The organism is Paenibacillus sp. DS2015 (assembly GCF_050433705.1).
Taxonomy (GTDB): Bacteria; Bacillota; Bacilli; order Paenibacillales; family Paenibacillaceae; genus Paenibacillus_AQ.
In genome coordinates this window covers 16,304-43,227 of record NZ_JBNPWS010000004.1, presented here as the reverse complement: position 1 = coordinate 43,227, position 26,924 = coordinate 16,304, and the positions used below count along the sequence as shown (strand labels likewise).

Below are 26,924 nucleotides of genomic sequence, written 5' to 3'. Positions count from 1 at the left end.
TTACTCATACCGCCTGTCCGAGTGATCTTAATATTCTATTCTATGGGCGCTACCTAGTGGATTATGATAAAATAAGAGAAAGAAATTGAACTATCAGCGAAATGGAGGAGTGACATGGCTTCTTTTGTTCATCTTCATGTTCATAGTGAATATAGCCTCCTGGATGGAGCCGCACGGATAACAGACCTCGTGCAGCAAGCTGTAGATTACGGGATGACGACACTGGCATTGACGGATCACGGAGTCATGTATGGCGCTGTTCCGTTCTACAAAGCATGCAAGGCCAAGGGGATTAAGCCTATTATTGGTTGTGAAGTCTATTTCACTTCAGGATCACGTAAAGAACGAGGCAGCCGTAAGGATCAACCTATTCATCACTTAATATTGTTAGCCAAGAACGAGATCGGTTACCGCAATTTAATGAGATTATGCTCTATTGGGCATTTAGAAGGTTTTCATTATAAACCTAGAATAGATTTAGAATCGCTTAGGAATTATAGCGAAGGTATTATTTGTCTTAGTGCATGTCTGGGAGGAGAAGTTCCTCAACATTTATTGCATGGTAGGTACGAGGAGGCACGTAAGGCGGCCTTGCGTTACCAAGAGATTTTTGGCGAAGATTTCTACCTTGAGTTACAGGATCATGGATTACCTGAGCAGAAAAGAGTGAATCCCAGCTTAGTTCAACTCAGTGAAGAGACAGGAATACAGCTCGTAGCGACGAACGATGTGCATTATCTACAGCGTGAGGATGCGGAAATGCAAGATGTGTTAATCTGCATCGGTACTGGCAAGAACGTTGAGGATGAGGATCGACTAAGAATACCTACAGATCAGTTATATTTCAAAAGTGGGGAGGAGATGTCCCGCTTGTTTCCGCATATTCGGGGGGCTATTGATAACACGCTAGTAATAGCGGATAAGTGTCATTTAGAGCTTGAATTTGGCAAATATATTTTACCTGAATATAATCCGATCCCTGATGGCCTAACTTCAGCGATGTATTTACGTAATCTGTGTCTAGCGGGACTTGAGCAAAGGTATCAAGGAACTATTCGTTGGAACGAGGCGGAGAGTAGGGCAGAGCTTGAGCAACGTCTATCCTATGAGCTTGGAGTCATTGAGAACATGGGATTTGCGGATTACTTCCTTATTGTGTGGGACTTTATATCCTATTCGCATAAAAAAGGGATTGCTGTGGGTCCTGGACGGGGCTCCTCAGCGGGAAGTCTTGTGGCCTATGTGCTTCAGATTACGAATGTTGACCCTATGAGATATAACTTACTCTTCGAACGTTTTCTTAATCCTGAACGAATCAGCATGCCTGATATTGATATTGATTTCAGTGATGAGCGGCGCGATGAAGTGATCGAGTACGTCGTTGATAAATATGGGAAAGATCACGTAGCTCAGATTATTACATTCGGAACGATGGCAGCGAAGGCTGCGGTAAGAGACGTAGGACGAGTATTGAATGTTCCCTATGGCGAGGTAGATAGAGCGGCTAAGCTTATTCCGAATCAATTGGGTATTCATATTGCTCGTGCCATGGAGTTGAGCGTAGAGCTCAAGAAGCTTCATGATGCGGGAGGCAGAGTTGGCAGTATGCTGGATATGGCTATGAAGGTTGAAGGGATGCCACGCCATGCTTCAACGCATGCCGCAGGTGTCGTGATCTCTCGGGATCCTTTGACGGATGTGGTCCCTCTGCAAGTCGGCAGCGAAAAGACCGCCTTAACCCAATATTCAATGGAACATCTGGAGAGTATCGGGTTGTTGAAAATGGACTTTCTAGGATTAAGAACACTCTCTATTATTGAGCGGTCCATGCGATGGATTAAAGAAATGACAGGAAATGTCCCTGATTTCGACCAAATTCCCGATAATGATACACTCACATATAATATGCTGGGGCATGGAGATACGACAGGGGTATTTCAGCTTGAATCTAGCGGAATGAGACGTGTATTGAAAGATCTAAAGCCCACAGAATTTGAAGATATCATTTCTGTGCTAGCGTTGTACCGTCCGGGTCCGATGGAGTTCATTCCTAAATATATTCAGGCCAAGCACGGGTTACTTGAAGTGGAGTATCCGCATGAAGATTTAAAACCTATTCTAAAGGATACCTATGGCATCATCGTTTACCAAGAGCAGATTATGCAGATCGCTTCTCTAATGGCTGGTTTCTCGCTGGGTGAATCGGATCTGTTGCGACGTGCTGTATCTAAAAAGAAACGTGAAGTGCTTGACCGAGAACGAGGTCACTTCGTAGAAGGAAGCCTAAATCAGGGATATGTGGAAGAAGAAGCTAACCGTGTATATGATATGATCGTCAGGTTTGCTGATTATGGCTTTCCACGTGCACATGCTGCTGCATATGGTGTATTGGCATTCCAGACGGCTTATCTAAAAGCACATTATCCAGTCCAGTTTATGGCATCTATGTTGACTGCTGTAATGGGGAGTCATCGTAAAGTTGCTGAATATGTGCTGGAGTGTCGCCGAATGGAGATTGGCGTTCTCTCACCCAATGTGAATGAAAGTGGTGTACTCTTCACCCCGGGACCTGGACATATTCGATTCGGACTAGGTGCCGTCAAGAATGTGGGTACGCAAGCTGTTGAGAATATAATCATTATTAGAGAAGAGAAGCCATTCGAGAGTATGATGGATTTCTGTCGTCGTATTGATCTGCGCGTATGTAATAAACGTGTCATTGAATCTTTAATTCAGGCAGGTGCATTCGATACGTTACCTGGACATAGAGCACAGCTTCTTGCCATGTTGGATGAAACCGTCGATGCCGCTTTGAAATGGCGTAAAGAACGAGATGACTTACAAATTCAATTGTTTGATTTCGTGGAAAGTGCGAATTGGAATATTGAATATCCTGATATTCCTGTATTTAGTGCGGGACAGCAGCTCGAGTTGGAACGTGAATTACTCGGACTATACCTTTCAGGACATCCTTTGGATGATTATGATCTTCAAATAAATGAAGCGGGCGTAGATCGCTTAATGGATCTTAGTGAAGTGCCCGATGATTCCAGAGTCATTGTGGCAGGCATGGTCGTCTCGACCAAGGTTATTATGACGAAGCAAGGCAAAGCGATGGCGTTCATGGATATGGAAGACCAGATTGAGCGCTGTGAAGTGGTTCTTTTTCCTGAAATATGGAAGAAGAGCGCGGCATGGGTTGAGAAAGGGGCTTTGCTTGGATTGCGTGCTAGAGTGCAGCAACAAGATGAGGGCTTTAAGTTGCTGGCAGAAGAAGTAGTGCCACTAGATGCAACGGCCTTTCAGCAATTGGTGAAACGGGGGGCGTCTACTCGCACAGCGGGAACAGCTCCATCTGGAAAGACGACGTCCTCTGCGCAATCAAGAGTTAAGGATAGGGTAGTTAAAGCTAGCTCTAATTCTAATAACAGACCAGTTACGGAGAATGTTACTAAGGGTGGTTCTGTCGAGACTCCTGCCACACAAGCTACAACTAACACTGTGAAAGAACAGAAAAATACGGCTGTAGAACAACGTGTATTTGTTAAGATTGAAGCGCAGGCAGAGAACCCTGAGCTACTTACACGCTTGAAGAAGTTACTCCAGCAGCATCCTGGTTCTGTAGCGACAGTACTATTTTATGAACAAAGTCAGAAGTTGCTGGCGCTTAGTGATCAATATCGTATCGAACCTTCTAAGCAACTGATCCATGAGATGGAACAAATGTTAGGTGAAGGAACGGTACGAATAAAGTAACGATAATGATTGGGCGCTACGCCAATACTGATTTTGAATATAATATGAACATTTCAGACCCCTCTCGCATACACTTAGGAACACCTAAGGACAACATACTCACAGTGGACAAATCTAGTAATAGGTGTTTCCAAATGAGATACTTACGGGAGGAATGACTATGTCATATGCAATAGCTGAAGCTATGCTTAAATCTAGAGGAGTTACCATTGAGGATATAGCGGAGATCGTATATAGACTTCAGATTGTGTATCATCCACAGTTAACGGTAGAAGAATGTTTGCTCAGCGTGAAATCAGTCCTAAATAAACGTGAAGTACAATATACACTGTATACAGGAATTGCCCTCGATCAGCTAGCAGAGCGTAAGCTACTGCCACAGCCTCTTCAATCCATCATGGAAGCGGATGAACCCCTTTATGGCGTTGATGAAACGTTGGCCCTCGGTATTATTAATGTGTATGGGATGATTGGACTTACAAGTTTTGGTTATTTAGATAAAGAAAAAGTAGGCATTATTGATAGACTAAACAGTAAAAAAGATGAGATTCATGTATTTTTAGATGATTTGGTGGCTGGTTTGGCTGCTGCTGCTTCAGCGCGAATTGCACATCGATATGAAGGGGCGACCCTATATTTAATATCTGATGATGTTGAAACAGGCCTGAATTAGGTCTTCTCTGTTGCGGAAAAAAAGATAATTATGGTATCATGAGTTCATTATATGAGCTTGAAAAAATGAGATTAGGGGGCATTTGAATTGTGGACGGTAATCTACATCGCGCCTACCGCTAAGGTTGCGGATAGGATTCAGACCAAGTTAACAGAAGAAGGATTTTTGGTTCAGAGCCGTCCTATCAACCTGTCCAAACAACAATTTGAGATTTTGGTTCCTTCTGGAGAACTAGAGGAAGTTCAGGAAGTGCTAAATTCGATTTTGCAACCGTAGCGATATTTATAGGATTCTTAGAATTGTGTATAATAAAGATTTAAGGGAAAGAACGGCCAACAAATTAACGGCTGGAGAGGTGTAGTGGTGTGTTTAAAGACTTATTTCAGAAGAAAAGAAAATACGCGACCATTCCTTCAGAACGTATGGGACGGGATAGTAACGTAGAAGGCGAACGTCCAAAACGGGAAGTTCCGGAAGGTCTTATGAGCAAATGTAGTAAGTGTGGCACAATCCAGTACAGTAAAGAACTGGAGAAGAATTTGAAGGTTTGTGCTACCTGTGGCTATCATATGCGTCTAAATGCTATAGAACGGATTCAGATCACGCTAGATCCAGAAGGATTTGAAGAGTTTGATAGCCATATGATCTCTGTAGATCCACTTCAGTTCCCAGGTTACGCGACTAAGCTTGAAGAGCAGGCGATGAAATCGGGTCTGCGAGAAGCAGTCATTACGGGACAAGGGACTCTTTCAGGATACGCTGTTATTGTGGCAGTTATGAGCTTTGACTTTTTCAGTGGAAGTATGGGTTCAGTAGTTGGGGAGAAGATTACCCGTGCTATTGAGGCAGCTACTGAAAGACAACTTCCACTCATTATTTTCTCAACATCTGGTGGTGCTAGAATGCAGGAGAGCATACTCAGCCTAATGCAAATGGCCAAGACAAGTGCGGCGCTTGCACGTTTTAATGAACAGGGAGGGCTTTATATTTCTGTTATCACTGACCCCACAACGGGAGGCGTGTCTGCTAGTTTTGCTATGCTTGGTGACATTAATATCGCGGAGCCAGGGGCTGTATTTGGCTTTGCAGGACGACGTGTTATTGAACAGACCATTCGTCAAAAACTTCCAGACGACTTCCAAACAGCGGAATATAATTTGGCTCACGGCCAATTGGATTTAGTGACTCACCGGAAAGAGATGCGTGCAATGCTCGCAAATCTTTTGGAATTTCATTGTTTGAAAGGGGGTATTTAAATGGCAGGAGAGTTGCCTTTTGAATTACCTCTACTCGAAATGCGCAAGAAGATTGATGAACTAAAGACATTCGGGCAAGAAAAAGAAATTGATTTCACGGATGAGATTACCAGGCTAGAAGAACGATATAGCGTGCTTGAGAAAGAAATTTATTCACAAATTTCCGCACCTCAAAAAATGCATCTCGCAAGACATCAACAACGTCCAACATCGCTAGACTTAATGCAACTCATATTTACGGACTTTATTGAGTTACATGGGGATAGAATGTTTGGGGATGACTTAGCTATTGTTGGAGGAATCGCTAAACTGAATGATATTCCTGTAACGGTTATCGGACAACAGCGAGGCAAGGATACGAAGGAGAATATTGCCCGTTTCTTTGGAAGCGCACACCCCGAAGGCTTTAGAAAAGCACTTCGGCTTATGAAGCAAGCGGACAAGTTTAAGCGCCCGATTATTACTTTTATTGATACTAAGGGAGCGTATCCTGGGAATACTGCTGAAGAGAGAGGTCAATCTGAGGCCATAGCGCAAAATTTACGGGAAATGTCGATTTTAGGCGTGCCTGTTATTTGTGTGATTATTGGTGAAGGTGGAAGTGGTGGAGCCCTTGCCATGGCTGTGGGCAACCGTGTGCTGATGCTAGAGCATGCGATCTATTCTGTTATTTCTCCTAATGGAGCAGCTTCGATCCTTTGGAAGGATGCTACTCGAGCTGATCAAGCAGCACAAGCCATGAAAATTACGGCTCAAGATTTGCTTCAACTTGAAGTGATTGAAGATATTATTCCTGAACCTCAAGGCGGAGCACATCGGGACTATGTCGTAACAGCGGATGCAATTAAAAGTAGCCTAACTCGCCATCTGGAAGAGCTCTCCACGATGGATACAGAGGAACTGAAGGAAGATAGATATCTTAAATTCCGCAAGTTAGGTAAGTTCGCTTTTGAACAGACCTTACCCACAGATCCGACTGATCCTCAGCCTTTAATTAATGAGTAGTATGACAAATTTCCTATACAAATTGATGTTTCTGTAGTAAATTTAATAGTTGAAAAGATGATAAAGAGAGATAACACAAAAACGGAGGAAAATCCTTAATGCGCAAAACTAAAATTGTATGTACTATCGGTCCTGCTAGTGAGTCATTAGAAAACACCAAAAAATTGATTCTAGCTGGCATGAATGTAGCTCGCCTGAACTTTTCTCATGGTGACTTTGAAGAACACGGAAATCGTATCAAAGTCATTCGTCAAGCATGTAAGGAACTAGGCAAGACTGTTGCCATCCTGCTTGATACTAAAGGCCCAGAAATTCGTACAGGTAAGCTTGCAGTAGAGCCGATTGAACTGGTACAGGATGAATACATCACCCTGACAACGGAAGAAATTTTGGGAGACAAAGATCGTCTTTCGATTACTTATTCTGAACTTCCAGGAGATGTACAAGCAGGTTCAACTATTCTTATCGATGACGGTTTGATTGGTCTGACAGTTGTAGAAGTTCAGGGAACTGAAATTAAATGCCGTATTGTCAATGGAGGTACGATTAAGAGCAAAAAAGGCGTTAACGTACCCGGTGTTAACATTTCTCTGCCAGGTATTACAGAGAAAGATGCTAATGATATCATTTTTGGTATCGAACAAGACATCGATTTTATTGCGGCTTCTTTCGTTCGTAAAGCTTCTGACGTTCTTGAAATTCGCGAATTGTTGAACCGTCACAATGCAGGTCACATTCATATTATTTCTAAGATTGAGAACCAACAAGGTGTCGATAATCTAGATGAAATTCTAGAAGCTTCTGACGGTTTAATGGTTGCACGTGGAGATCTAGGGGTTGAAATTCCAGCTGAAGAAGTACCTTTGGTACAGAAGAGCATGATTCAAAAATCCAACCGTGCAGGAAAGCCTGTTATCACGGCTACCCAAATGTTGGATTCCATGCAACGCAACCCACGTCCTACTCGCGCTGAAGCGAGTGACGTAGCCAATGCTATTTTTGATGGAACTGACGCTATCATGTTGTCTGGTGAAACAGCTGCTGGTAAATATCCGGTTGAATCTGTATTGACAATGTCCCGCATTGCTGAGAAAGCAGAATCTGCACTTAACTACCGTGATCTTTTCTTGAAACAAAGTACTGCTCAAGAAACAACAATCACGGAAGCAATCAGCCAATCTGTTGCTATTTCAGCATTAGACTTGCACGCTAAGGCGATTATCTCTTCAACAGAGACAGGCCATACGGCTCGTGTTGTATCGAAATATCGTCCTGAAGCGCCTATTATTGCTGTAACGACAGAAGACCGTACAATGCGTCGTTTGGCTCTTACATGGGGAGTTACTCCAGTTAAAGGTTTGCTAGCTTCTACAACGGATGAAATGTTTGACTATGCTCTTAAGGGTGGCCTTGATTCCGGTCTTGTTAAAGAAGGCGATCTAGTTGTCATTACAGCTGGTGTTCCGCTTGGTCGTTCAGGTTCCACGAACCTTGTCAAAATCAGCGTAGTCTAGGATAAACTTAAATTTACTGTTGAAATACAGTTAGATATGTAAAAAAGTAGCCCAATGGGGGCTACTTTTTTTTGAATTCTAAAACGTATATGTGCTATCTACAGACTGTATGGGGCGTCTTTCAAATGAGCTTTTTCGACATGATAGGGTGCCTTCGATGAGCCGAGTGGAAAATTACCTCTGGAAACGTTATGATTTGTTATACGGACTTAAGTAAGGGAGGAATCCTCATGTTGAAATGGATCGTATTAGCCATCATTATGATCCCAGCGGTTGAAATATTTGGAATCAACTGGGTTGCAGATAGAATTGGAGGAACTAACACACTATTGTTGACGATTATGACCTCAGCAATCGGAGTTGTGATGATGCGTTTTGAAGGCCGTAAGGTACTTGAAAATTCTAGGGCTCAGATGAATTCGGGTCAAATCCCGGGTAGAAATGCGGTAGATGGATTGTGTGTTTTTATAGGAGGGCTCTTGTTAGTGTTACCTGGGTTTGTGACTGATATCATCGGATTTACGATGGTATTCCCACTTACTCGGCCGTTGTATCGCTTTATCGTTCTGAAATGGATCAAGAAAAAAATGGATAGTGGTAAGATGACAATTCACCGGAGACTGTAAGAGTTCATTTACTTTCACGTTATCGTAATCTTCCCCCAACAATATAATTACGAAGATCTCTAAACACATTGGCACTATTGAAAGCATTGATAATTATGATAATCACAGGGCCTATTAATAGGCCCAATACCCCGAATAACTTAAGTCCGACGAACATGCCAATAAGTGTTGCCAAAGGATCCAGACCTACGCTGCTTGCTAGAACTTTGGGCTCCATAATCTGTCGAACAACCATTATGACTAGATAAAGAATAGATAATCCGATACCTAGAATCATATTTCCGCTCAGAAGCGTGTAAATGGCCCAAGGAACTAATACAATACCTACACCTAGATACGGTAATAAATCGACCAGACCGATCATGAGGCCAATGGTAAATGCTGAGGGAACCCTGAGAATAAGGAGTCCGGTCATCACAGTTACAGCGGTGATCGAAATGAGAATAAGCTGTGCCCGAATGTATCCATGAAATGCTTTTTTGAGATCACTCCAAATCTCGCTAATCGGTTTGCGTACTCTCGGCGGTACTAAACCAATGAGTCTCGCATTATGTTGATCCCAGTTTTTGCTGAGAAAAAAGGTGGCGAGAAGGATGATGACCAGAATAGTTCCCATAGATGGTAAAGCTGAGATGAATCCAAGCACTATATTAAAAAATCCTGTGATAAAGTCTGTTACTGCTGTACCAACCGTTTGTGTCGTTTTACTAATGTTAGTATTGATAGCGTTCTGATAGTTGGGATTGTCGGTGTAGAAATTATTAATTTGCTCTATGATACCCTGAATATGGGCGTTATCTGTCCATGAGGTAAAAAAGTCCCGCCATGTATCGGTGTGTAAATCAAAGGTCTGGCTTAATCCGATTAATTCTTTAACTATTCGTGTCACTGCTGCAGATAAAATGAGGATAGCCCCTCCAAAGGTAATGAATATAGAGATGATGACAGCTAGCCATCGTGGAAGTTTTATTCTGCGGTGGATAAAGCTCACCAACGGATGGATGAGATAAGCGATAAACCAAGCGATCACGAAGGGGTATAACAGAGGGAGAAGCCAGTAAATGGCGAATCCTAAACTAACAGCAGCTACACATACCCATATCCCTCTTAAAATCCGTTTGGTCATCACTTTGTCCACGAATCACCCTCCTTTTTAATTGGAATTATATAACAAATTAAAATGAATGTAAAAATACAAATTTATTGTTCAATCTATTCTATTGAAAAGGGTTACAAAAAAATATTTATAGTAACGATAAAACAATTTAATGCGATAAAAGGCGACTTCAATGTTCACATATCAGACAAAATCCAGTATGATAATTAGAGGTTCCATCGTTTGGCAGCAATTTTAATATATTAAAATGTAAATGTTTTCATGGTTATTGAGTCCTCGTTTAAATTCCGTTTTTACAAAAGGAGAGATGTACGATGACAGCTACCAAAGGATTGGAAGGCATTGTAGCCGCAACTTCTTCCATTAGTTCAATTGTGGATGGTGTTCTTACATACCGAGGCATAGATATAGATGACCTTGCGGAACATGCGAGCTTTGAAGAAGTAGCTTATTTATTGTGGTTCGGTAAATTGCCTAGCGCTGCTGAATTACAGAAATTACAGCAGGATCTGGATACCTATGCTCCGATTCCTCAGCACCTTATTGAACAAATAAAGTTATACCCTAAAGATGCAAATACAATGGCAGCGCTTCGCTCAGCTGTATCTGCACTTGCCTTGTATGACGAAGAAGCAGACGATATGAGCCGTGAAGCCAATGAGAAGAAGGCTATTAAATTGCAAGCGCAATTGCCAACGATTATTGCTGCACTTTCTCGTATTCGCCAAGGTAAGGAACCCGTAGCTCCTAAGAAGGGGTTAACCATTGCGGAGAACTTCCTCTACATGCTTAGAGACGAGCTACCAGATGAGACTTCGATAAAGGCTTTAGATCAAGCGCTAGTATTACATGCCGATCATGAGCTTAATGCTTCTACCTTTGCTGGACGTGTTACTGTAGCTACACTCTCTGATATTTATTCGGGTGTTACATCGGCTCTTGGAGCACTCAAAGGACCTCTACACGGTGGAGCTAATGAAGCCGTTATGAAGATGCTTGAAGAGATCGGAACCGTTGATCAGGTTGAGAGCTATATTCAACAAAAGTTAGACAATCGCGAGAAGATTATGGGATTTGGTCATCGTGTATACAAAAACGGAGATCCACGTGCTAAGCATCTTCAGCAAATGTCGCGTGAGCTTGGTGAAATGAAAGAAAATATGAATCTATATAACATGTCTATAAAGATCGATGAAATGATAACGAACCAAAAGGGATTGAGACCTAACGTTGATTTCTATTCCGCGTCTGTGTACACTCAGTTAGGTATCGAGCGTGAGCTGTTTACACCGATATTTGCTATTAGTCGTGTATCCGGATGGACCGCACATATCTTGGAACAATGGGTAGATAATCGTATTATTCGTCCACGTGCAGAATACGTAGGTTTGTCAGACCAAAAATATATTCCTATGGAGTTACGTTAAATTTAAGATAGAATGACAAGAGCAGGCATGTCTTGCAATGATAAATAAAACTTTTAAGGAGGAATTTATTTAATATGTTTAAACTTGAAAAGTACGAACTTCCTACTGAGGGAGACAAGATTGAAATTCAAGATGGGGTACTGAAAGTTCCTAATTTCCCGATCATTCCATTTATCGAAGGTGACGGCACAGGCCGTGACATCTGGAAAGCTTCCAAGCGCGTTCTGGATGCAGCTGTAGATAAAGCCTATGGTGGTTCTAAGAAGATTGCTTGGTATGAGGTTTTTGCTGGTGAAAAGGCATTTAATAATTATGGAGAATGGCTACCGAATGATACACTTGAAGCAATCCGTGAATATATCGTAGCGATTAAAGGACCTCTAACAACACCTATTGGTGGGGGAATACGCTCCTTGAACGTGGCGTTGCGCCAAGAGCTAGACTTGTATGTATGTCTACGTCCTGTACGTTATTTCAAAGGTGTTCCGTCTCCAGTGAAACGCCCTGAACTTGTGGATATGGTTATTTTCCGTGAGAATACGGAGGATATTTATGCAGGTATAGAGTATCAAGAAGGTTCGGAAGAAGTTAAGAAAGTGATTAAGTTCCTACAAGATGAAATGGGAGTAAACAAAATTCGCTTCCCGGAAACATCTGGTATTGGGATCAAGCCAGTATCTAAAGAAGGATCTAAGCGTCTTGTACGCGCAGCAATTGAATATGCAATCGAGCATAACCGCAAAACAGTTACACTAGTACACAAAGGTAACATCATGAAGTTTACCGAAGGTGCATTTAAGAACTGGGGATATGAAGTGGCTGAACAAGAGTTTGGCGATAAAGTATTCACTTGGGCTCAATATGACATCATTAAGGAAAAAGACGGCGAAGCGGTAGCTAATGCGGCTCAGAAGGAAGCAGAAGAAGCGGGCAAGATCATCGTGAAAGATGCGATTGCAGATATCGCTTTACAACAAGTGCTTACACGTCCTACGGACTTCGACGTTATTGCTACACTTAACTTGAACGGAGATTACTTATCCGACGCACTAGCAGCACAAATTGGTGGTATTGGTATCGCTCCAGGAGCAAATATCAACTATGTAACAGGGCATGCCATTTTTGAAGCTACGCATGGTACTGCACCGAAATATGCGGATAAAGACCTTGTGAATCCAGGTTCTGTTATTCTATCCGGAGTTATGTTACTTGAACATTTGGGATGGCAAGAAGCTGCTGACCTTATCTATAAAGGAATGGAAACATCGATTAACAAGAAGACAGTTACTTATGACTTCGCCCGTCAAATGGAAGGCGCAACAGAAGTGAAGTGTTCGGAGTTCGCAAACGAAGTCATTAACAATATGTAATCTAGGGGGCTAAATGACTCATGGGTTTGAAACGGAATAAGATTTCAGTAGTAGGTGCCGGATTCACCGGTGCAACGACAGCACTAATGTTAGCACAGAAGGAATTAGGCGATGTTGTACTCATTGATATTCCTGCACTTGAGAATCCAACTAAAGGTAAGGCACTGGATCTGATGGAAGCGAGTCCTGTACAGGGATTTGACAGTCAGATCACAGGGACTTCCAATTATGAGGATGCCGCTGATTCTGATGTCGTTATTATTACAGCGGGTGTTGCTCGTAAGCCAGGCATGAGCCGGGACGACCTAGTCAATATTAATGCTGGAATCGTGAAGTCAGTCTGTGAGAACATCAAGACCTATGCACCGAACTCCATTGTGATTATTCTGAGTAATCCCGTTGATGCTATGACTTATGTAGCTTATCAAGCGTTAGGATTTCCTAAGAATCGCGTTATCGGACAATCCGGTGTGCTAGATACGGCTCGTTATTGTACGTTCATTGCACAAGAACTTAATGTTTCTGTAGAAGATGTACGTGGTTTTGTTCTTGGGGGTCACGGGGATGATATGGTACCTCTTGTACGCTATTCCAGTGTTGGAGGGATTCCAATTGACACACTAATTAGTGCAGAACGTATCGAAGCCATTGTTCAACGAACGCGTGTGGGTGGCGGGGAAATCGTCAATCTTCTAGGAAACGGAAGCGCATATTATGCTCCAGCTGCTTCGCTCGTACAAATGACAGAAGCGGTATTGAAGGATAAGAAACGAATTATACCGGTTATTGCTCTACTTGAAGGAGAGTATGGATACGATAACCTATTTATGGGTGTACCGAGTATTCTGGGCGGTAATGGTATCGAGAAAATCTTTGAATTAGAATTAACATCATCTGAGAAAGCAGCCTTGGATAAATCTGCTGACTCCGTACGGAATGTCATTAAAGTGCTAAGTGCATAGAGTTAAAGTAGTGAAACCCTCTCGGTCGATTTTTAGACTGAGAAGGTTTCTTTTCTTTTATTTATTAGTTTAGTATAATAAGAAGTGATTGATATCACATAAAAGAAATAAGGAGGCGTAAATATGGATTCAGTGATGTATTTCGTACATATTTTGGGGGCACTATCAGTAGGTTTCTATTTGCTATTACCATTCGTAGTTGCGAAAATCTCTAAGTTGTCGTTGCCTGCTCAAGAAGGAAGCGCTGTCGCAATTCGTAGCTTGAATGTGATTGCTCAAATTGGACTATTGGTGCAGTTCATTTCGGGCGGTTATATGATATCTAAGGGTAATTACACGGTTGTATGGATGATTGTTGTATTCGTATTATTAGTTGCTCTATTTGCTGTAAGTGGCATGATGAGCAAACCGTTAAAGTCAGCTATTGCAGGGATTAAGCAAAATAAAAGCATTGCAGTAGAAACAGGTAAACTACGTACTATGAGTACTATCGTCGCAGTGTGTATGCTAGCTATGGTATATTTCATGGTATTTAACCAAGTCATTTAGTACATTATTTGGAATTTGGATTATAGTATAAGTGTGAGTACAAAAACTCGATTTTTTGAGCAACCTCTATTGGGGAATTAAAGGACAGTCCTAGTCGGTCTATAAGATCTTAGGACGGTCTTTTTTTTATGCCCAATTTCCTGATATATAGGAAATAAGGCTGGATTAGTCATCTATGGAATTTGAGTTGGTAAGTATATTAAACCTCACTTATGCCATCCTAAATTAGTATGCATATGAAAGGAGATTGAAACATGCCAGCCAACCAACCTACGAAGAAGACCTTACCTCCGCAGCATCAGAATGAGCAGCCCGGAATTGAGAGTAAGATGAATCCACGTCCGCAGTATGAGGACAAAGAGTATAAGGCTGCAAGTAAGCTAAAAGGTAAAGTCGCTTTAATTACAGGCGGAGATAGCGGCATTGGCCGAGCGGTAGCGGTTGCTTTTGCCAAGGAAGGCGCAGATCTAGCAATCATGTATCTAAATGAGCATGACGATGCGAAGGAAACGAAGCGTCAAGTCGAACAGGAAGGTCGCAAATGCTTATTAATAGCAGGTGATATTGGAGATGAAGATTTCTGTAAATCGTCTATAAAGCAAACGATTGAAGAATTAGGCCAACTAGATACGTTGGTGAATAATGCAGCCGAACAACATCCTCAAGGTCGTATTGAAGATATTAGTAAGGAACAATTAGAGCGCACATTCCGTACTAATATATTTAGTATGTTCTTTCTAACTAAGGCTGCGATGCCGCATCTGAAGAAGGGCAGTACAATTATTAATACGGCTTCAATTACAGCATACAAAGGCAATCCTACACTCATCGACTACTCCTCAACGAAGGGAGCTATCGTAAGCTTCACACGGGCTCTTTCAATGAATGTTATCGAAAAAGGTATTCGTGTGAACGCCGTAGCTCCGGGTCCAATCTGGACGCCGCTCATTCCATCTACATTTGATGAGCAAAAGGTGAGTGAATTCGGATCAACGCAGCCTATGAAGCGTCCTGGACAACCCGAGGAATTAGCACCGGCTTATGTCTATTTAGCATCTGATGATTCTTCTTATGTTAGTGGACAAGTTATGCATGTGAATGGCGGGGAAGTTGTGAACGGATAGTATTTACAGAGTAGAATAACTCAGGATTAACCCAATAGAGACCCTGACCATGAAGTATGGTTAGGGTCTATTTTGAATCGGAATAATACAATGCTGTACAAGTGACTCGATTAATGATGTGCTATTATACTACAGTAGAAGAAATGATGATGAATACATAAACAGCATGAGAAAGGATGATGAAGTTCGTGAGAAGTTGGGGGTTGTCTTTTAGTAAGGGCTACGAAAAATATATGTTTCTCATTATTCCAGCATCGCTTATTATTGGATTTATATTAAGTCATTGGCTAATGCCCTTCGTTTCGTGGTCTCCTTATATATTTGGTTATGTCACGTTCGTTATGGCTCTTGGCTGTGGGATTGAGCATCTGAAATGGGTGGTGAAACGACCGGCACCTATGATATTAACCATTATATTAAGTCATGGGGTTGCCCCATTGTTAGCTTATGGGATAGGTTGGCTATCATTCGGAGCTCACTCGGATTACACGGTAGGCTTAGTCCTGTTTACGATTATTCCGCTCGGCGTTTCCTCTGTGTTATGGGTGGGACTATCCCATGGACATGTTCCTCTCATGTTAGCCATGGTAGTGCTGGATTCTGCATTAAGTTTGTTAGTGGTTCCAGGACTTATCGAAGCTTTCTTTGGCACACAGATTACATTTGACAGCGTGAAGTTAATGAAAGATCTGCTAGTCATTGTTGTTCTTCCCACCGTGGTTGGCGTTACGTTATATGAAATATCTCGTGGTAAGCTTAAGGAGAAGACGGCTCCTATAGCCATTCCTTTGTCCAAACTTGGATTCACTGCGGTTGTTATGTTGAATGCTGCTGCTATTGCCCCTCACGTGACACAGTTAAAGCATGATATGGTGCTTGTGATCCCTTCCGTTGTGCTTGTGGTTGGATTAAGTTACATTCTAGGCTTCTATGGATCGAACCTATTACGTAAGCCTTCTAGAGAAATAAAAATAACCCTATCTTATGCTTCTGGCATGCGTAATATATCACTGGGTATGGTCATTGCGATGACTTATTTTTCTCCCAAGGCATCTGTTCCAGTCGTGCTAGGCATTATGGTTCAACAGCCGTTAGCCACTCTTTTTCATGCCTGTGTAAAGAAATGGGTTCCATCGCATTCGGTTTCACAACCGACAGTTAAGACGATTGAAACGAATAATTAAGCTAAGGGAGAATGATAACATGAGACCCTTTCGTTCTAGGCTAACGTTTATTCTGATGATTATGATTGGAGTAACCATACTTGGAGCCGGTATAGTGATGGGTAAAGTATTTAAAGATTCTCATATCGAAGTGCTTGAAGATAATATGTACAGGGAAATTATGCTTCTGAGTAGCACATTTGAGTTCCACTCTATCGTGGGGGAGGAAGCTGTACAATATTATTCAACTGAGGCTCGGAAAATTGGTGATCAAACGAACTCTAGGGTAACGTTTATTGATCACAATGGTGATGTCATTGGTGATTCTGAGAGTAATGCGGATCAAATGGATAATCATAAAGGACGAAAAGAGATTCAATCAGCAGATAAGAAGAATATTGGATACTCAATTAGATACAGCTCTACACTAGGACAAGACATGTTATATGTAGCTGCACCTGTTAAATCGGGTAATCTATATGATGGGTATATTCGATTGTCTGTAAGTTTGAAATCCGTGGATGAGGGCATGAGACGTGCCTGGACGCTTGTAGCCGTATGGCTAATCGTATTATTCGCAGTAGCAGCCATAGTTAGTTACCGTGTGGCGGGCAGCCTTACCTCTCCACTCGAAAAAATAACCAAGGTCGCCAGACGCTTCTCTCATCTGGATTATACAGCTCGCGTTAAAGTGGAAAGGCATGATGAAGTAGGGCAATTATCTCATGCAATCAATATTATGGCGGATAGTCTCCAGACACAATTGAAGATTATTCAAGATAATGAGGATTTACTACAAAGTGTATTGGATAACATGACCGGCGGTATCGTGATGATTGATGATAAAGATAACATTGCCATGGTAAACCCATTTGCCGAGAAGACGCTCGGTATTAGAAGTTCACAGCTGCTAGGTAAATCGTATTTGGAGATGAAGCAGCATTACGAATTGTCGAAGATTTTTAAAGCAGGGGTCAGCCATCGTGAGCCTATTCATGAAGAACGCACCTTATATAATCCGGATGAGAAAATCATACGTTTGGATGGTGTTCCGATGAATGCAGGGGATGGTCCATATAAGGGCATGTTATTCCTATTTCAGGATGTGACTGCCATACGGCGATTAGAGAATATGCGTAGTGAATTTGTTGCTAATGTGTCGCATGAGTTAAAGACACCTGTAGCAGCTGTGAAGGGGTTCTCTGAGACATTACTCGCTGGCGGCGTGAAAGATGAGAAGACGGCGAGATCCTTTTTACAAATCATATATGATGAAAGCGAAAGATTGAATCGATTAATTGGTGATATTCTAGAATTATCTAAAATTGAATCTAAACGAATTCCACTTTCGTTCTCACCTGTTCATCTCTCTTCATTTGTCGCTTCAATGTTAGAGATGATGGAAGCTGTTGCCGAGAAAAAAAGGATTAGTCTACAAGCGGAAGTACCTGAAGAATTGTATATGGAAGCAGATGAAGATAAATTACGGCAAATATTGATGAACCTTTTAGCTAACGCTATTAATTATACCCAAGATGGAGGTAGAGTTAAGGTGGTTGTGGAACACCATGAACGGTCTGAAGAAGAGGAGACGATTTCTTTTACCGTTACCGATACAGGCATGGGGATTCCCAAAAAAGATTTACCACGTATATTCGAACGATTCTATCGGGTAGATAAGGCTCGTTCACGAATTTCAGGGGGGACAGGATTAGGCTTATCTATTGTGAAGCATCTTGTCGATTTACATCAGGGTTCATTATCCGTAGAAAGTGAGCTTAATATTGGTTCTTCCTTCAGAGTAGAATTGCCCATGCTGCAAGACTCGGAATAAGATGCGGATGACGCGTAAAGGAAAGATAACATTTATTATTAGAATTTACACTCTGTTAACATTGTGGTGATATGATGTGGATGTTAGGATTAACTAAGTTTATTTTAAATGGGGGTACCGCATGTCACAGCGATTATTGGTAATTGAGGATGAGCCTACATTAGCCAGATTACTATCATATAATTTATCTCAAGAGGGCTATGAAGTGACGATGGAAGACCATGGGTTGGTAGGTTATGAGCGGGCATCACAGGAGTCATTTGACCTGATATTGTTGGATCTTATGTTGCCTGGAATGAATGGGTTTGAAATACTGAACAAACTAAGAGGACAAGGTGTTGTTACACCTATCATCATTTTGACAGCTAGGAATGCTGAGGAAGAAGTTGTTCAGGGTCTTAAATCAGGAGCAGATGATTATATTACGAAGCCCTTCGGCGTTTCGGAGCTCTTAGCTAGAGTTAGTGCAGTGATGCGGCGAGTCTCTGGACGGATTGAAGATGAGAAGAATGCAGCTGATTCAACCTCATCTATGATCTCTTTGGGCCAACTTGAAATATTTCCCGAGAAATATGAAGTCATGTTGGGAGGATTGAGTATCAATTTGCGCCCAAAGGAATTCGAAGTATTGCTATATTTAGCGCGTAAGCCGGGCGTAGTTCTTACAAGAGATGATTTAATGAATGAAGTATGGGGATTTGATTATATTGGCGGACAAAGGACAGTGGATGTGCACGTCAGTTCACTCCGTAAAAAACTTGAGCTAGATCCAGAATCGGTACACATTGACTCCATTAGGGGTGTGGGGTACAAGTTAGTTGTTAATAAGAAAAGAAGCTCTCATCATTTGACGTAAATGATGAGAGCTTCTTTTCTTGAAATCTTTGAAATCTTTGAAATCTTTACATTACAATTCATGCGCTTTAACATTCCGATAATCATGATCTGATATATTTCATTTAATGCGTGTTCAAAAAGTCGACTTTTCAGCACCGAGAAGATTGGATGAAGCAAGGGAGTGAGGAGCGGAGCGTAGGCAGTACCTACGTGAGCACCGGAAGGACCGGCTGAATTCAATCTTCGACGTCGATTAGGCCACTTGAAATGCTTCGTGATCAAAAGATGACTTTTTGAACAACCTCATTTAGTTAATGGATTATGAAGATCATAGCGATCTTTTAACACTAATGTATTTTACAATGATACCCTGGGGGAGATCGTCATGACACTCTTACTAGTAGAAGAGGTACGGAAGACTGCTAAGAAAGATAAATTAGATACAGAGCATAGGAAGGATATTCAGATCATTACAGAGAATAAAAATGAAATCGAACAACCTGTGATGTCTTCTGTAGCTATTGATACCTATTCCCGAGCTGTAGCAACGGTGAATTCGGAGACTACTTGTCGTAATGTGATGAATATACTACGCGATCGCCCAGAGTACCCCTGTCTAGTTATAATAGATGAGGATAACAGGCCTAAGGCACTCGTAATGAGGGACGCTTTTAACCGTAGGTTGATGGGACGATTTGCAGCTGATCTATATGAGATGAGGCACATTCATGCATTTGCTAACTACGAGGCACTAGTGATGGATATTCGTGAATCAGCAAGTCAGCTTATCGAGCAAGCGTTGAACCGACCCGAGAAACATTTTTATGACTGTGTGATTTTAGTGGATCAGGGTCAATTTAAAGGTGTGTTAACGGTTCAAGATTTAATGATGGTCTCAGGGCGCTTGAAATTCGAAGCAGAGGAAAGTCGCAAGTTAACAGTCAAAGACAACTATGGTCATGTAGAAAATATAGAAGCTTCTCTTCTTCAAGTAGCTGATGCTGCAAATAGAACGATTATAGAGTGTAGAAATATGAAAGAATGGTCGTTAACGGGGAAGACTAAGTTAGAAGAAGTGCAGCAATCCTATAACAGTGTTGTAGAAAGTCTTACTTCTAGGCAATATCAGGTGAGTAAACTACTGCAGGATGTAGGTGTAATATCTAAATTAACCCAAGACATAGCCGAGGTAGCGGGTAGAAGTGGTCTTCTAGCATTGAATGCTACGATTGAAGCAGCGCATGCAGGTGAGTATGGACGAGGATTTCAGGTTGTCGCGAGTGAGGTTAGAGTTCTTGCACAGCATACGCGCCATCTAGCTGAAGATATTTCAAGTTTATTAAATAACATTAGAAGTATCGCAATCGAAACCAGCGAGTCGACCACAATAGGTATGTTACAAATACAAGAAAGTGCGATGGATGTAAGCGAGGGAAGCCGAATTTTTGGAGAAATGGAGCAGGTGGCTTTATCCGTTGAGTATGCTGGGGAAGTGGTTCATCAACTGGCTGAAGCAACAGCCAAGCAAGCTGCGAATGTACGAAAAGAGCTTGGTAATGATTGTATGGAGAAGTAGTCGCGCTATATTTTACACACAGTTTACAATTCAGGGGCACAGCATTTACATATGAGCTTTAAAATGAAGGATATAAATATAACGTAATGAATAAGGAGACACGAACCGCAAATGGAACCTATTATCCACATTAAGCAATTAAATCTATTCTACGAAGCTTACCACGCTTTAAAGGATATAGATCTTGATATTCCAGAAAAAACGATAACATCATTTATCGGCCCCTCTGGTTGTGGTAAATCCACTTTGCTACGTACGTTGAACCGTATGAACGATATGATTAATGGAACGCAAATTGTAGGTTCTGTGAAGATCAGTGGCAAAGAAATATATGGGGATGATGTTCATGTTGAAGCGCTACGTAAGCAAGTGGGTATGGTATTTCAACAGCCTAATCCTTTCCCAAAGTCTATATATGATAATGTAGCATACGGCCCTAGACTGCATGGTGTCCGGCAGAAGGCGGAACTGGATGAACTTGTAGAGCAAAGTTTACGTCAGGCGGTTCTGTGGGATGAAGTTAAAGATTATTTAAAAAGATCAGCTTTAAGCCTCTCTGGGGGACAACAGCAGCGACTATGTATTGCTCGGGCATTAGCGGTGCAACCGGATATTCTCCTTATGGATGAAGCAACCTCTGCACTTGACCCTATCTCTACACTTAAGATTGAAGAGTTAGTTCAAGAACTGAAGGAGGATTACACCATCGTAATGGTTACGCATAATATGCACCAAGCTGCTCGTGTCTCAGGACGAACTGTATTTTTTCTTAATGGAGAAGTGGTGGAATCTAACGATACAAAGGTTCTTTTCACGAATCCTGTAGACTCACGGACGGAAGACTATATCTCAGGTCGTTTTGGATAAGATGATGTAGCAACTAAAAGAATGAATTCAGGACTAGAATGTATATATAGTAAGAACAGATATAACGAGAAGGGAGATTATTATCCACATGATACAGAGAAAAGAGCTAGATCATAACTTAGGAGAGCTTCGCACACTTCTGCAAAATATGGGGGAGCATGTGATTGCTGCCTTAGAAGGTGCTGTGACAGCGTTGAATACGTTGGATACAGTCAAAGCTCAACAAATCGTGAAAGATGACGCTAAATTGAATGCTATGGAAGAACAGATTATGGAAATTGGTTCACGTTTGATTGTGACTCAGCAGCCCGTTGCGAAAGATTTAAGAAGAATCTTGGTATCCTTCAGAATTGCTAGTGACTTGGAGCGTATGGGGGATTTAGCTCTTGATGTAGCTAAAGTTACGATGCGTTTACAAGGACAGCAATTAATTAAACCACTCATTGACATCCCACATATGGCTGAGCTTGTGAAAGTGATGACTGTAGAGGCTATTACTTCATATTTAGACGAGAATACAGATCTTGCTTACAAAATGGCACAGGATGATGATCAAGTAGATCATCTCTACAGTCAGATGATTACGGAGTTGTATGGAATTATGATAGACCACCCAGATTCCATCTCACAGATTATGTTACTTACATTAGTGGGTCGATATATTGAACGGATCGGTGATCATGCAACCAATATTGGAGAAAGTGTGGTCTATCTTGTCACAGGCCATCGTCCAGATTTGAACCAGTAGTGAAGAATGACACCCAGAGGCTGTGCCAAAGGTCTAACAAGACCCTAGGACAGTCTCTTTTTTGACTGAAAATAGATGGATTTTTCTCTATTTGCATAGTCGTATGTTATCATGAAATAAGGATGTTCTTAAAAAGGGAAGGTGCTTTATGGACAAGTTAATTCTTATTGATGGAAATAGTATTATTTATCGTGCATTTTTTGCAATGCCACCCCTTACCAATACAAAGGGACTACATACGAATGCTGTGTATGGATTTACAAACATGCTTTTACGGCTCATTGAAGACTATAAACCGACGCACATGATGGTCGCTTTTGATGCAGGGAAAGTTACTTTTCGACATAGCGATTATGAGGAATACAAAGGGGGACGTCAAAAGACACCACCTGAACTATCTGAACAATTCCCTTTGCTTAAGGAACTATTACGTGGATTGGGTATCGCACAGTTTGAACTTCCTGGATATGAAGCTGATGATATTATCGGTACGCTTTCTCTAGAAGCAGATAAGGCAGGACGGCAGGTGGTGGTCATCTCAGGCGACAAGGACATGTTCCAGCTAGCATCTGAGAACGTTCAGGTAGGGCTTACTCGTAAAGGAGTAACAGATATTGAACTCTACACACCTGAGAGCATTCAAGAACGGTATGGTTTACAGCCTCATCAAATTATCGATTTAAAGGGATTAATGGGTGATCCGTCAGATAATATTCCTGGCGTTCCGGGTGTTGGAGAGAAGACCGCCCTTAAGTTGTTACATCAATACGGAACAGTTGAGGAAGTCCTTGCGAATACACATGAGTTAAAGGGAAAAATGAAAGAGAAAATGGAGATACATGCGGATGATGCGACGCTCAGCAAGAAACTGGCTACGATTTTCCGTGAAGTACCGCTGGATGAATCACTGGATGAAATGGCATTTACAGGCCTCAAGGAAGAGTCGGCAGGTCCAGCGTTGGCCAAATTAGAATTTAAATCATTGCTTGAACGTTTATCTTTCTCCGCTGGTCATGCTGAGGGGGAAGAGGGTGCGGATGCCCAACCAGCGATAGATGTTGACGTTACAGTCATTACGGTAAGTAATATGAATGAGATACTTGAACGGTTACCAGAGGTTCAGGTATTACATGTAGAGACTCGTGGTGATAATCCGCATCGTGCGGAGGTTATAGGGATTGCATTGTCTACAGAGGATCGACATTATTATATTCCCTTTGAGCTTGTGAAATCGAGTCAAGCGGAGCCAATCATGAACTGGTTACAAGATGCTAATGCGCCGAAGCGAGGATATGATCTACATCGGATGGATCTTGCATTACATTGGCATGGCGTACCTTTTGCAGGGGCTTCCTTCGATATCCAGCTTGCAGCATATATACTGGATCCAACGGAGGCTAACCAGACGGTAAGTGACTTAGCAGCGAAATATGGTCTGTCATCCATGGTCGCTGACGAGGATGTGTTTGGTAAGGGTGCGAAATACAAAGTACCGGATACGGACATTCTAAGCAAACATATAGCAAGCAAAGTGGCTACGTTACTTAACATTATTCCGAAGCAGGAACAAGCTCTAAGTGAGAATGAGATGAGTTCATTGTTTCATGATCTGGAGATGCCGTTATCACGTATCTTGGCAGATATGGAGAAGCAAGGCATTGCAGTCCACGCTGAAGAATTACAACAGTTAGGTAAGGAGTTTGAAGAACGAATCAGCGAACTTACGGAACAAGTTTATAGAATCGCAGGGGTAGAATTTAATCTTAATTCGCCTAAGCAGCTTGGAGAGATTCTGTTCGTGAAGTTAGGTTTACCTGTCATTAAGAAGACAAAAACAGGGTATTCCACGGATGCGGAAGTATTGGAGAAGTTAGCTCCTTACCATGATATTGTTCAACTTATATTGAATTATCGTACGATTGCGAAGTTACAGTCTACTTATGTAGAAGGTCTTCTGAAGGAGATATCTCCGAAGACCGGTAAAGTGCATACGTATTATCGGCAGACCATTGCTGCAACCGGTAGACTTAGCAGTCAATTTCCGAATCTTCAGAACATTCCAATTAGACTTGAAGAAGGACGCAAAATACGTAAAGTCTTCGTACCCTCTGAACCTGGCTGGTCCATTCTAGCGGCCGATTATTCACAGATTGAACTGCGTGTATTAGCTCATATTTCGGATGATGAAGGTTTGAAAGATGCATTTATCCATGACATGGATATTCATACGAAGACGGCAATGGATGTGTTTGGAGTCACAGCTGAAGAGGTAGGAGCCGACATGCGTCGCTCCGCCAAAGCGGTTAATTTCGGTATTGTTTATGGAATCAGTGATTATGGTCTATCACAGAACCTCAATATTCCTCGCAAGGACGCTGCGAAATTTATTGAACAGTATTTCGAGGTGTTCCAAGGTGTACGTAAATATATGGGTGATATCGTAAAAGTAGCCAAAAATGACGGTTATGTCACAACGTTATTGGGTAGACGACGTTATTTACCAGAGATTAATGCTAGTAACTTCAATATTCGTTCTTTTGCAGAACGGACAGCGATGAATACGCCTATTCAAGGAACAGCGGCTGATATTATTAAGTTAGCTATGGTACACATGGATCAGGCACTCTCAGACCGGAAATTGAAAAGCCGCATGCTACTTCAAGTACACGATGAATTAGTCTTTGAAGTGCCTGCAGATGAGCTAGAGTTGATGAAATCATTGGTACCAGAAATCATGGGCCAAGCCTTGAAACTTATTGTGCCGTTGAAGTCGGAAGTTAGTTATGGAATGAACTGGTATGAAGCCAAATAAACACCCTAAATGCTTCATATTCCGTTATAATGGTCAAGAGGTGATGACAGCATGCCGGAATTACCGGAAGTAGAAACGGTTAGAAGAACCTTGAATCAGTTAATCAAAGGTAAAAAGATTGATCATGTAACGGTACACTTGGCGCGAATTATTCAGCGTCCTGATGATATAAAGCAATTTGAAATTATGCTTGCAGGACATACCATTGTCGAAGTAGAGCGACGTGGGAAGTTCCTACGGATCATAATGGATGGTCTGATACTGATCTCCCATTTACGAATGGAAGGACGATATGGTCTCTTTACGAGTTCGGACCCTGTAGCTAAACATACGCATGTTATCTTTCATTTCAATGATGGTACAGAATTACGTTATAAGGACGTACGTCAATTCGGAACGATGCATCTGTTCAATCCAGGTGAGGAATTTCAACTCCCCCCTTTGTCCAAGCTTGGACTTGAACCATTGGAGGAGTCCTTCACGCTAGAACAATTCAAAGCCGTGCTAATAGGTAAGAAGACGAAGATAAAGTCTGTTCTGCTAAATCAAGCATATGTGGTTGGGATTGGGAATATCTATGTGGATGAAGCGTTATTCAAGGCGGGAATTCACCCGGAACAAAGCGTAAATTCCTTGACGGATTCGCAATTTGAACGATTACACAATGCTATTGTAAGCACACTATCGGAATCGGTGGAAGCTGGCGGTTCTTCTATTAAGTCTTATGTGAATGGACAAGGAGAAATGGGCATGTTCCAGCATCAACTTCAGGTGTATGGACGACAGGCTCAACCTTGTGAGAATTGTGGTTCCATGATCGAGAAGACGATTGTAGGAGGGCGAGGAACGCATTATTGCCCTAAGTGCCAGCTGTACAAGTAAATATATAGATGGATGTGCACCCCCTCGATTGTTCTTCCATATAATAACGGAAAGAATATCAACTGGATGCGGATGATTACCGGGTAAAGTCGAATGTTCCGGGAGATCCGCTTGAGACAGGGAGGGGACCGGGGTGCTCAGTCACATGGTTTCAATGATGTTATTGGCTTTCGCGCTTAGTTTGGACAGTTTTGGCGTAGGTATTACATATGGTCTGAGGAAAATGAAAATACCCCTGCTTTCGATTATCATCATTTCGCTGCTTTCTGGAGTGATCATTTTCTTGTCGATGCAGGTGGGCGTTCTTCTCAGTCATGTAGTGTCGGGAGCAGCAGCATCTGCCGTAGGTGCTATTATTTTGATTGTCATGGGATCGTGGTCACTAGTGCAATTACTGATGCAGAAAGAAAAAGGCGTTGTTGCTGATACTGCGAAACCGAATAACATTGTGCATCGTCAAGCAGAGGAAGTCATTGAAATACCTGTATTCTCTCTTGAAATTCGTAAATTTGGACTTGTGATTCAAATATTGCGGACGCCATCATCAGCAGATGTGGATAAGTCAGGAAGTATTTCGGGTTTTGAAGCGATGTGGTTAGGTATTGCGTTGTCCCTTGATGCGTTCGGGGCAGGACTTGGAGCAGCTCTTTTGGGTTTTTCCCCACTATGGACGGCTGCTGTTATAGCTGTGTTCAGTGGAAGCTTCCTAGTCATGGGAATGAGAGCGGGATTCCGCTTCGCAACGAAGTCATGGACACGTCATGTCACGGCATTGCCGGCGTTAATGTTAATTATTATGGGAATAATGAAGCTGTTATGAGGTGAA

22 protein-coding genes are annotated in these 26,924 nt (G+C 42.0%); 21 read left to right on the top strand and 1 reads right to left on the bottom strand.

Translation table 11 applies throughout. The features are described from left to right. The first annotated feature begins 114 nt into the window (after positions 1-114). The 7 genes from J2T13_RS05225 (at position 115) to J2T13_RS05195 (ending at position 8,830) form a co-directional block, all read left to right on the top strand. A complete protein-coding gene (locus J2T13_RS05225) occupies positions 115-3,756 on the top strand; it encodes a DNA polymerase III subunit alpha (protein WP_429369012.1) in 3,642 nt (1,213 codons plus the stop codon). A 160-nt stretch (positions 3,757-3,916) separates the two neighbouring features. Continuing rightward, positions 3,917-4,429 (top strand): phosphatidylglycerophosphatase A family protein, encoded by a 513-nt coding sequence (locus tag J2T13_RS05220; protein ID WP_429369010.1) that lies wholly within the window; start codon positions 3,917-3,919, stop codon positions 4,427-4,429. Between the two features lie 87 nt (positions 4,430-4,516). After that, the gene (locus J2T13_RS05215) at positions 4,517-4,705 is read left to right on the top strand and encodes a glutamate decarboxylase (RefSeq protein WP_429369008.1); all 189 of its coding nucleotides are present in this window, start codon (positions 4,517-4,519) and stop codon (positions 4,703-4,705) included. 89 nt (positions 4,706-4,794) lie between these two features. Further along, the gene (gene accD / locus J2T13_RS05210) at positions 4,795-5,685 is read left to right on the top strand and encodes an acetyl-CoA carboxylase, carboxyltransferase subunit beta (RefSeq protein WP_429369006.1); all 891 of its coding nucleotides are present in this window, start codon (positions 4,795-4,797) and stop codon (positions 5,683-5,685) included. After that, positions 5,686-6,690: an acetyl-CoA carboxylase carboxyltransferase subunit alpha gene (locus J2T13_RS05205; protein ID WP_429369004.1), complete on the top strand. Its 1,005-nt coding sequence runs from the start codon at positions 5,686-5,688 to the stop codon at positions 6,688-6,690. 98 nt (positions 6,691-6,788) lie between these two features. Beyond that, positions 6,789-8,204: a pyruvate kinase gene (pyk, locus tag J2T13_RS05200; RefSeq protein ID WP_429369002.1), complete on the top strand. Its 1,416-nt coding sequence runs from the start codon at positions 6,789-6,791 to the stop codon at positions 8,202-8,204. A gap of 230 nt (positions 8,205-8,434) precedes the next feature. Then, entirely contained in the window at positions 8,435-8,830 is a 396-nt protein-coding gene (locus J2T13_RS05195; RefSeq protein ID WP_429369000.1) for an FxsA family protein, read from the top strand. Between the two features lie 19 nt (positions 8,831-8,849). Here J2T13_RS05195 and ytvI read toward each other — a convergent pair whose 3' ends face one another. Beyond that, the gene (gene ytvI, locus J2T13_RS05190) at positions 8,850-9,968 is read right to left on the bottom strand and encodes a sporulation integral membrane protein YtvI (protein ID WP_429368998.1); all 1,119 of its coding nucleotides are present in this window, start codon (positions 9,966-9,968) and stop codon (positions 8,850-8,852) included. Positions 9,969-10,261: 293 nt separating this feature from the next. Between ytvI and J2T13_RS05185 the strand changes: the two genes are divergently transcribed. The 14 genes from J2T13_RS05185 (at position 10,262) to ytaF (ending at position 26,918) form a co-directional block, all read left to right on the top strand. Next, positions 10,262-11,374, top strand: coding sequence for a citrate/2-methylcitrate synthase (locus J2T13_RS05185; protein ID WP_429368996.1), 1,113 nt, complete (start codon positions 10,262-10,264; stop codon positions 11,372-11,374). Positions 11,375-11,448: 74 nt separating this feature from the next. Then, on the top strand, positions 11,449-12,744 hold the full coding sequence (gene icd / locus J2T13_RS05180; RefSeq protein WP_429368994.1) for an NADP-dependent isocitrate dehydrogenase: 1,296 nt from the start codon (positions 11,449-11,451) through the stop codon (positions 12,742-12,744). 20 nt (positions 12,745-12,764) lie between these two features. After that, positions 12,765-13,706 (top strand): malate dehydrogenase, encoded by a 942-nt coding sequence (mdh, locus tag J2T13_RS05175; protein WP_429368992.1) that lies wholly within the window; start codon positions 12,765-12,767, stop codon positions 13,704-13,706. A 123-nt stretch (positions 13,707-13,829) separates the two neighbouring features. Further along, positions 13,830-14,255: a hypothetical protein gene (locus J2T13_RS05170; RefSeq protein WP_429368990.1), complete on the top strand. Its 426-nt coding sequence runs from the start codon at positions 13,830-13,832 to the stop codon at positions 14,253-14,255. Between the two features lie 254 nt (positions 14,256-14,509). Then, on the top strand, positions 14,510-15,379 hold the full coding sequence (locus tag J2T13_RS05165; RefSeq protein ID WP_429368988.1) for an SDR family oxidoreductase: 870 nt from the start codon (positions 14,510-14,512) through the stop codon (positions 15,377-15,379). Between the two features lie 188 nt (positions 15,380-15,567). Continuing rightward, entirely contained in the window at positions 15,568-16,563 is a 996-nt protein-coding gene (locus tag J2T13_RS05160) for a bile acid:sodium symporter family protein (protein ID WP_429368986.1), read from the top strand. A 19-nt stretch (positions 16,564-16,582) separates the two neighbouring features. Beyond that, positions 16,583-18,376 (top strand): two-component system histidine kinase PnpS, encoded by a 1,794-nt coding sequence (pnpS, locus tag J2T13_RS05155; RefSeq protein ID WP_429368984.1) that lies wholly within the window; start codon positions 16,583-16,585, stop codon positions 18,374-18,376. A 121-nt stretch (positions 18,377-18,497) separates the two neighbouring features. Further along, positions 18,498-19,232: a response regulator transcription factor gene (locus J2T13_RS05150; protein ID WP_429368982.1), complete on the top strand. Its 735-nt coding sequence runs from the start codon at positions 18,498-18,500 to the stop codon at positions 19,230-19,232. 366 nt (positions 19,233-19,598) lie between these two features. Then, on the top strand, positions 19,599-20,789 hold the full coding sequence (locus J2T13_RS05145; RefSeq protein WP_429368980.1) for a methyl-accepting chemotaxis protein: 1,191 nt from the start codon (positions 19,599-19,601) through the stop codon (positions 20,787-20,789). A gap of 111 nt (positions 20,790-20,900) precedes the next feature. Next, positions 20,901-21,656 (top strand): phosphate ABC transporter ATP-binding protein PstB, encoded by a 756-nt coding sequence (gene pstB / locus J2T13_RS05140; protein ID WP_429368978.1) that lies wholly within the window; start codon positions 20,901-20,903, stop codon positions 21,654-21,656. Positions 21,657-21,744: 88 nt separating this feature from the next. Further along, positions 21,745-22,404: a phosphate signaling complex protein PhoU gene (gene phoU / locus J2T13_RS05135; RefSeq protein WP_429368976.1), complete on the top strand. Its 660-nt coding sequence runs from the start codon at positions 21,745-21,747 to the stop codon at positions 22,402-22,404. A 148-nt stretch (positions 22,405-22,552) separates the two neighbouring features. Then, positions 22,553-25,216, top strand: a complete 2,664-nt coding sequence (gene polA, locus J2T13_RS05130) for a DNA polymerase I (protein ID WP_429368974.1) — start codon at positions 22,553-22,555, stop codon at positions 25,214-25,216. Between the two features lie 51 nt (positions 25,217-25,267). After that, positions 25,268-26,098 (top strand): DNA-formamidopyrimidine glycosylase, encoded by an 831-nt coding sequence (gene mutM / locus J2T13_RS05125; protein ID WP_429368972.1) that lies wholly within the window; start codon positions 25,268-25,270, stop codon positions 26,096-26,098. Between the two features lie 133 nt (positions 26,099-26,231). Continuing rightward, complete coding sequence (gene ytaF, locus J2T13_RS05120; RefSeq protein ID WP_429368970.1) at positions 26,232-26,918, top strand: sporulation membrane protein YtaF; 687 nt, start codon at positions 26,232-26,234, stop codon at positions 26,916-26,918. Positions 26,919-26,924: the final 6 nt, after the last annotated feature.

Coding starts and splice junctions, on each gene's coding strand:
- J2T13_RS05145 (WP_429368980.1), top strand. CDS start 19,599: ATGACACTCTTACTAGTAGAAGAGGTACGGAAGACTGCTAAGAAAGAT.
- pstB (WP_429368978.1), top strand. CDS start 20,901: ATGGAACCTATTATCCACATTAAGCAATTAAATCTATTCTACGAAGCT.
- J2T13_RS05165 (WP_429368988.1), top strand. CDS start 14,510: ATGCCAGCCAACCAACCTACGAAGAAGACCTTACCTCCGCAGCATCAG.
- J2T13_RS05225 (WP_429369012.1), top strand. CDS start 115: ATGGCTTCTTTTGTTCATCTTCATGTTCATAGTGAATATAGCCTCCTG.
- J2T13_RS05150 (WP_429368982.1), top strand. CDS start 18,498: ATGTCACAGCGATTATTGGTAATTGAGGATGAGCCTACATTAGCCAGA.
- mdh (WP_429368992.1), top strand. CDS start 12,765: ATGGGTTTGAAACGGAATAAGATTTCAGTAGTAGGTGCCGGATTCACC.
- J2T13_RS05185 (WP_429368996.1), top strand. CDS start 10,262: ATGACAGCTACCAAAGGATTGGAAGGCATTGTAGCCGCAACTTCTTCC.
- J2T13_RS05220 (WP_429369010.1), top strand. CDS start 3,917: ATGTCATATGCAATAGCTGAAGCTATGCTTAAATCTAGAGGAGTTACC.
- J2T13_RS05195 (WP_429369000.1), top strand. CDS start 8,435: ATGTTGAAATGGATCGTATTAGCCATCATTATGATCCCAGCGGTTGAA.
- pnpS (WP_429368984.1), top strand. CDS start 16,583: ATGAGACCCTTTCGTTCTAGGCTAACGTTTATTCTGATGATTATGATT.
- phoU (WP_429368976.1), top strand. CDS start 21,745: ATGATACAGAGAAAAGAGCTAGATCATAACTTAGGAGAGCTTCGCACA.
- mutM (WP_429368972.1), top strand. CDS start 25,268: ATGCCGGAATTACCGGAAGTAGAAACGGTTAGAAGAACCTTGAATCAG.
- polA (WP_429368974.1), top strand. CDS start 22,553: ATGGACAAGTTAATTCTTATTGATGGAAATAGTATTATTTATCGTGCA.
- J2T13_RS05170 (WP_429368990.1), top strand. CDS start 13,830: ATGGATTCAGTGATGTATTTCGTACATATTTTGGGGGCACTATCAGTA.
- pyk (WP_429369002.1), top strand. CDS start 6,789: ATGCGCAAAACTAAAATTGTATGTACTATCGGTCCTGCTAGTGAGTCA.
- icd (WP_429368994.1), top strand. CDS start 11,449: ATGTTTAAACTTGAAAAGTACGAACTTCCTACTGAGGGAGACAAGATT.
- J2T13_RS05205 (WP_429369004.1), top strand. CDS start 5,686: ATGGCAGGAGAGTTGCCTTTTGAATTACCTCTACTCGAAATGCGCAAG.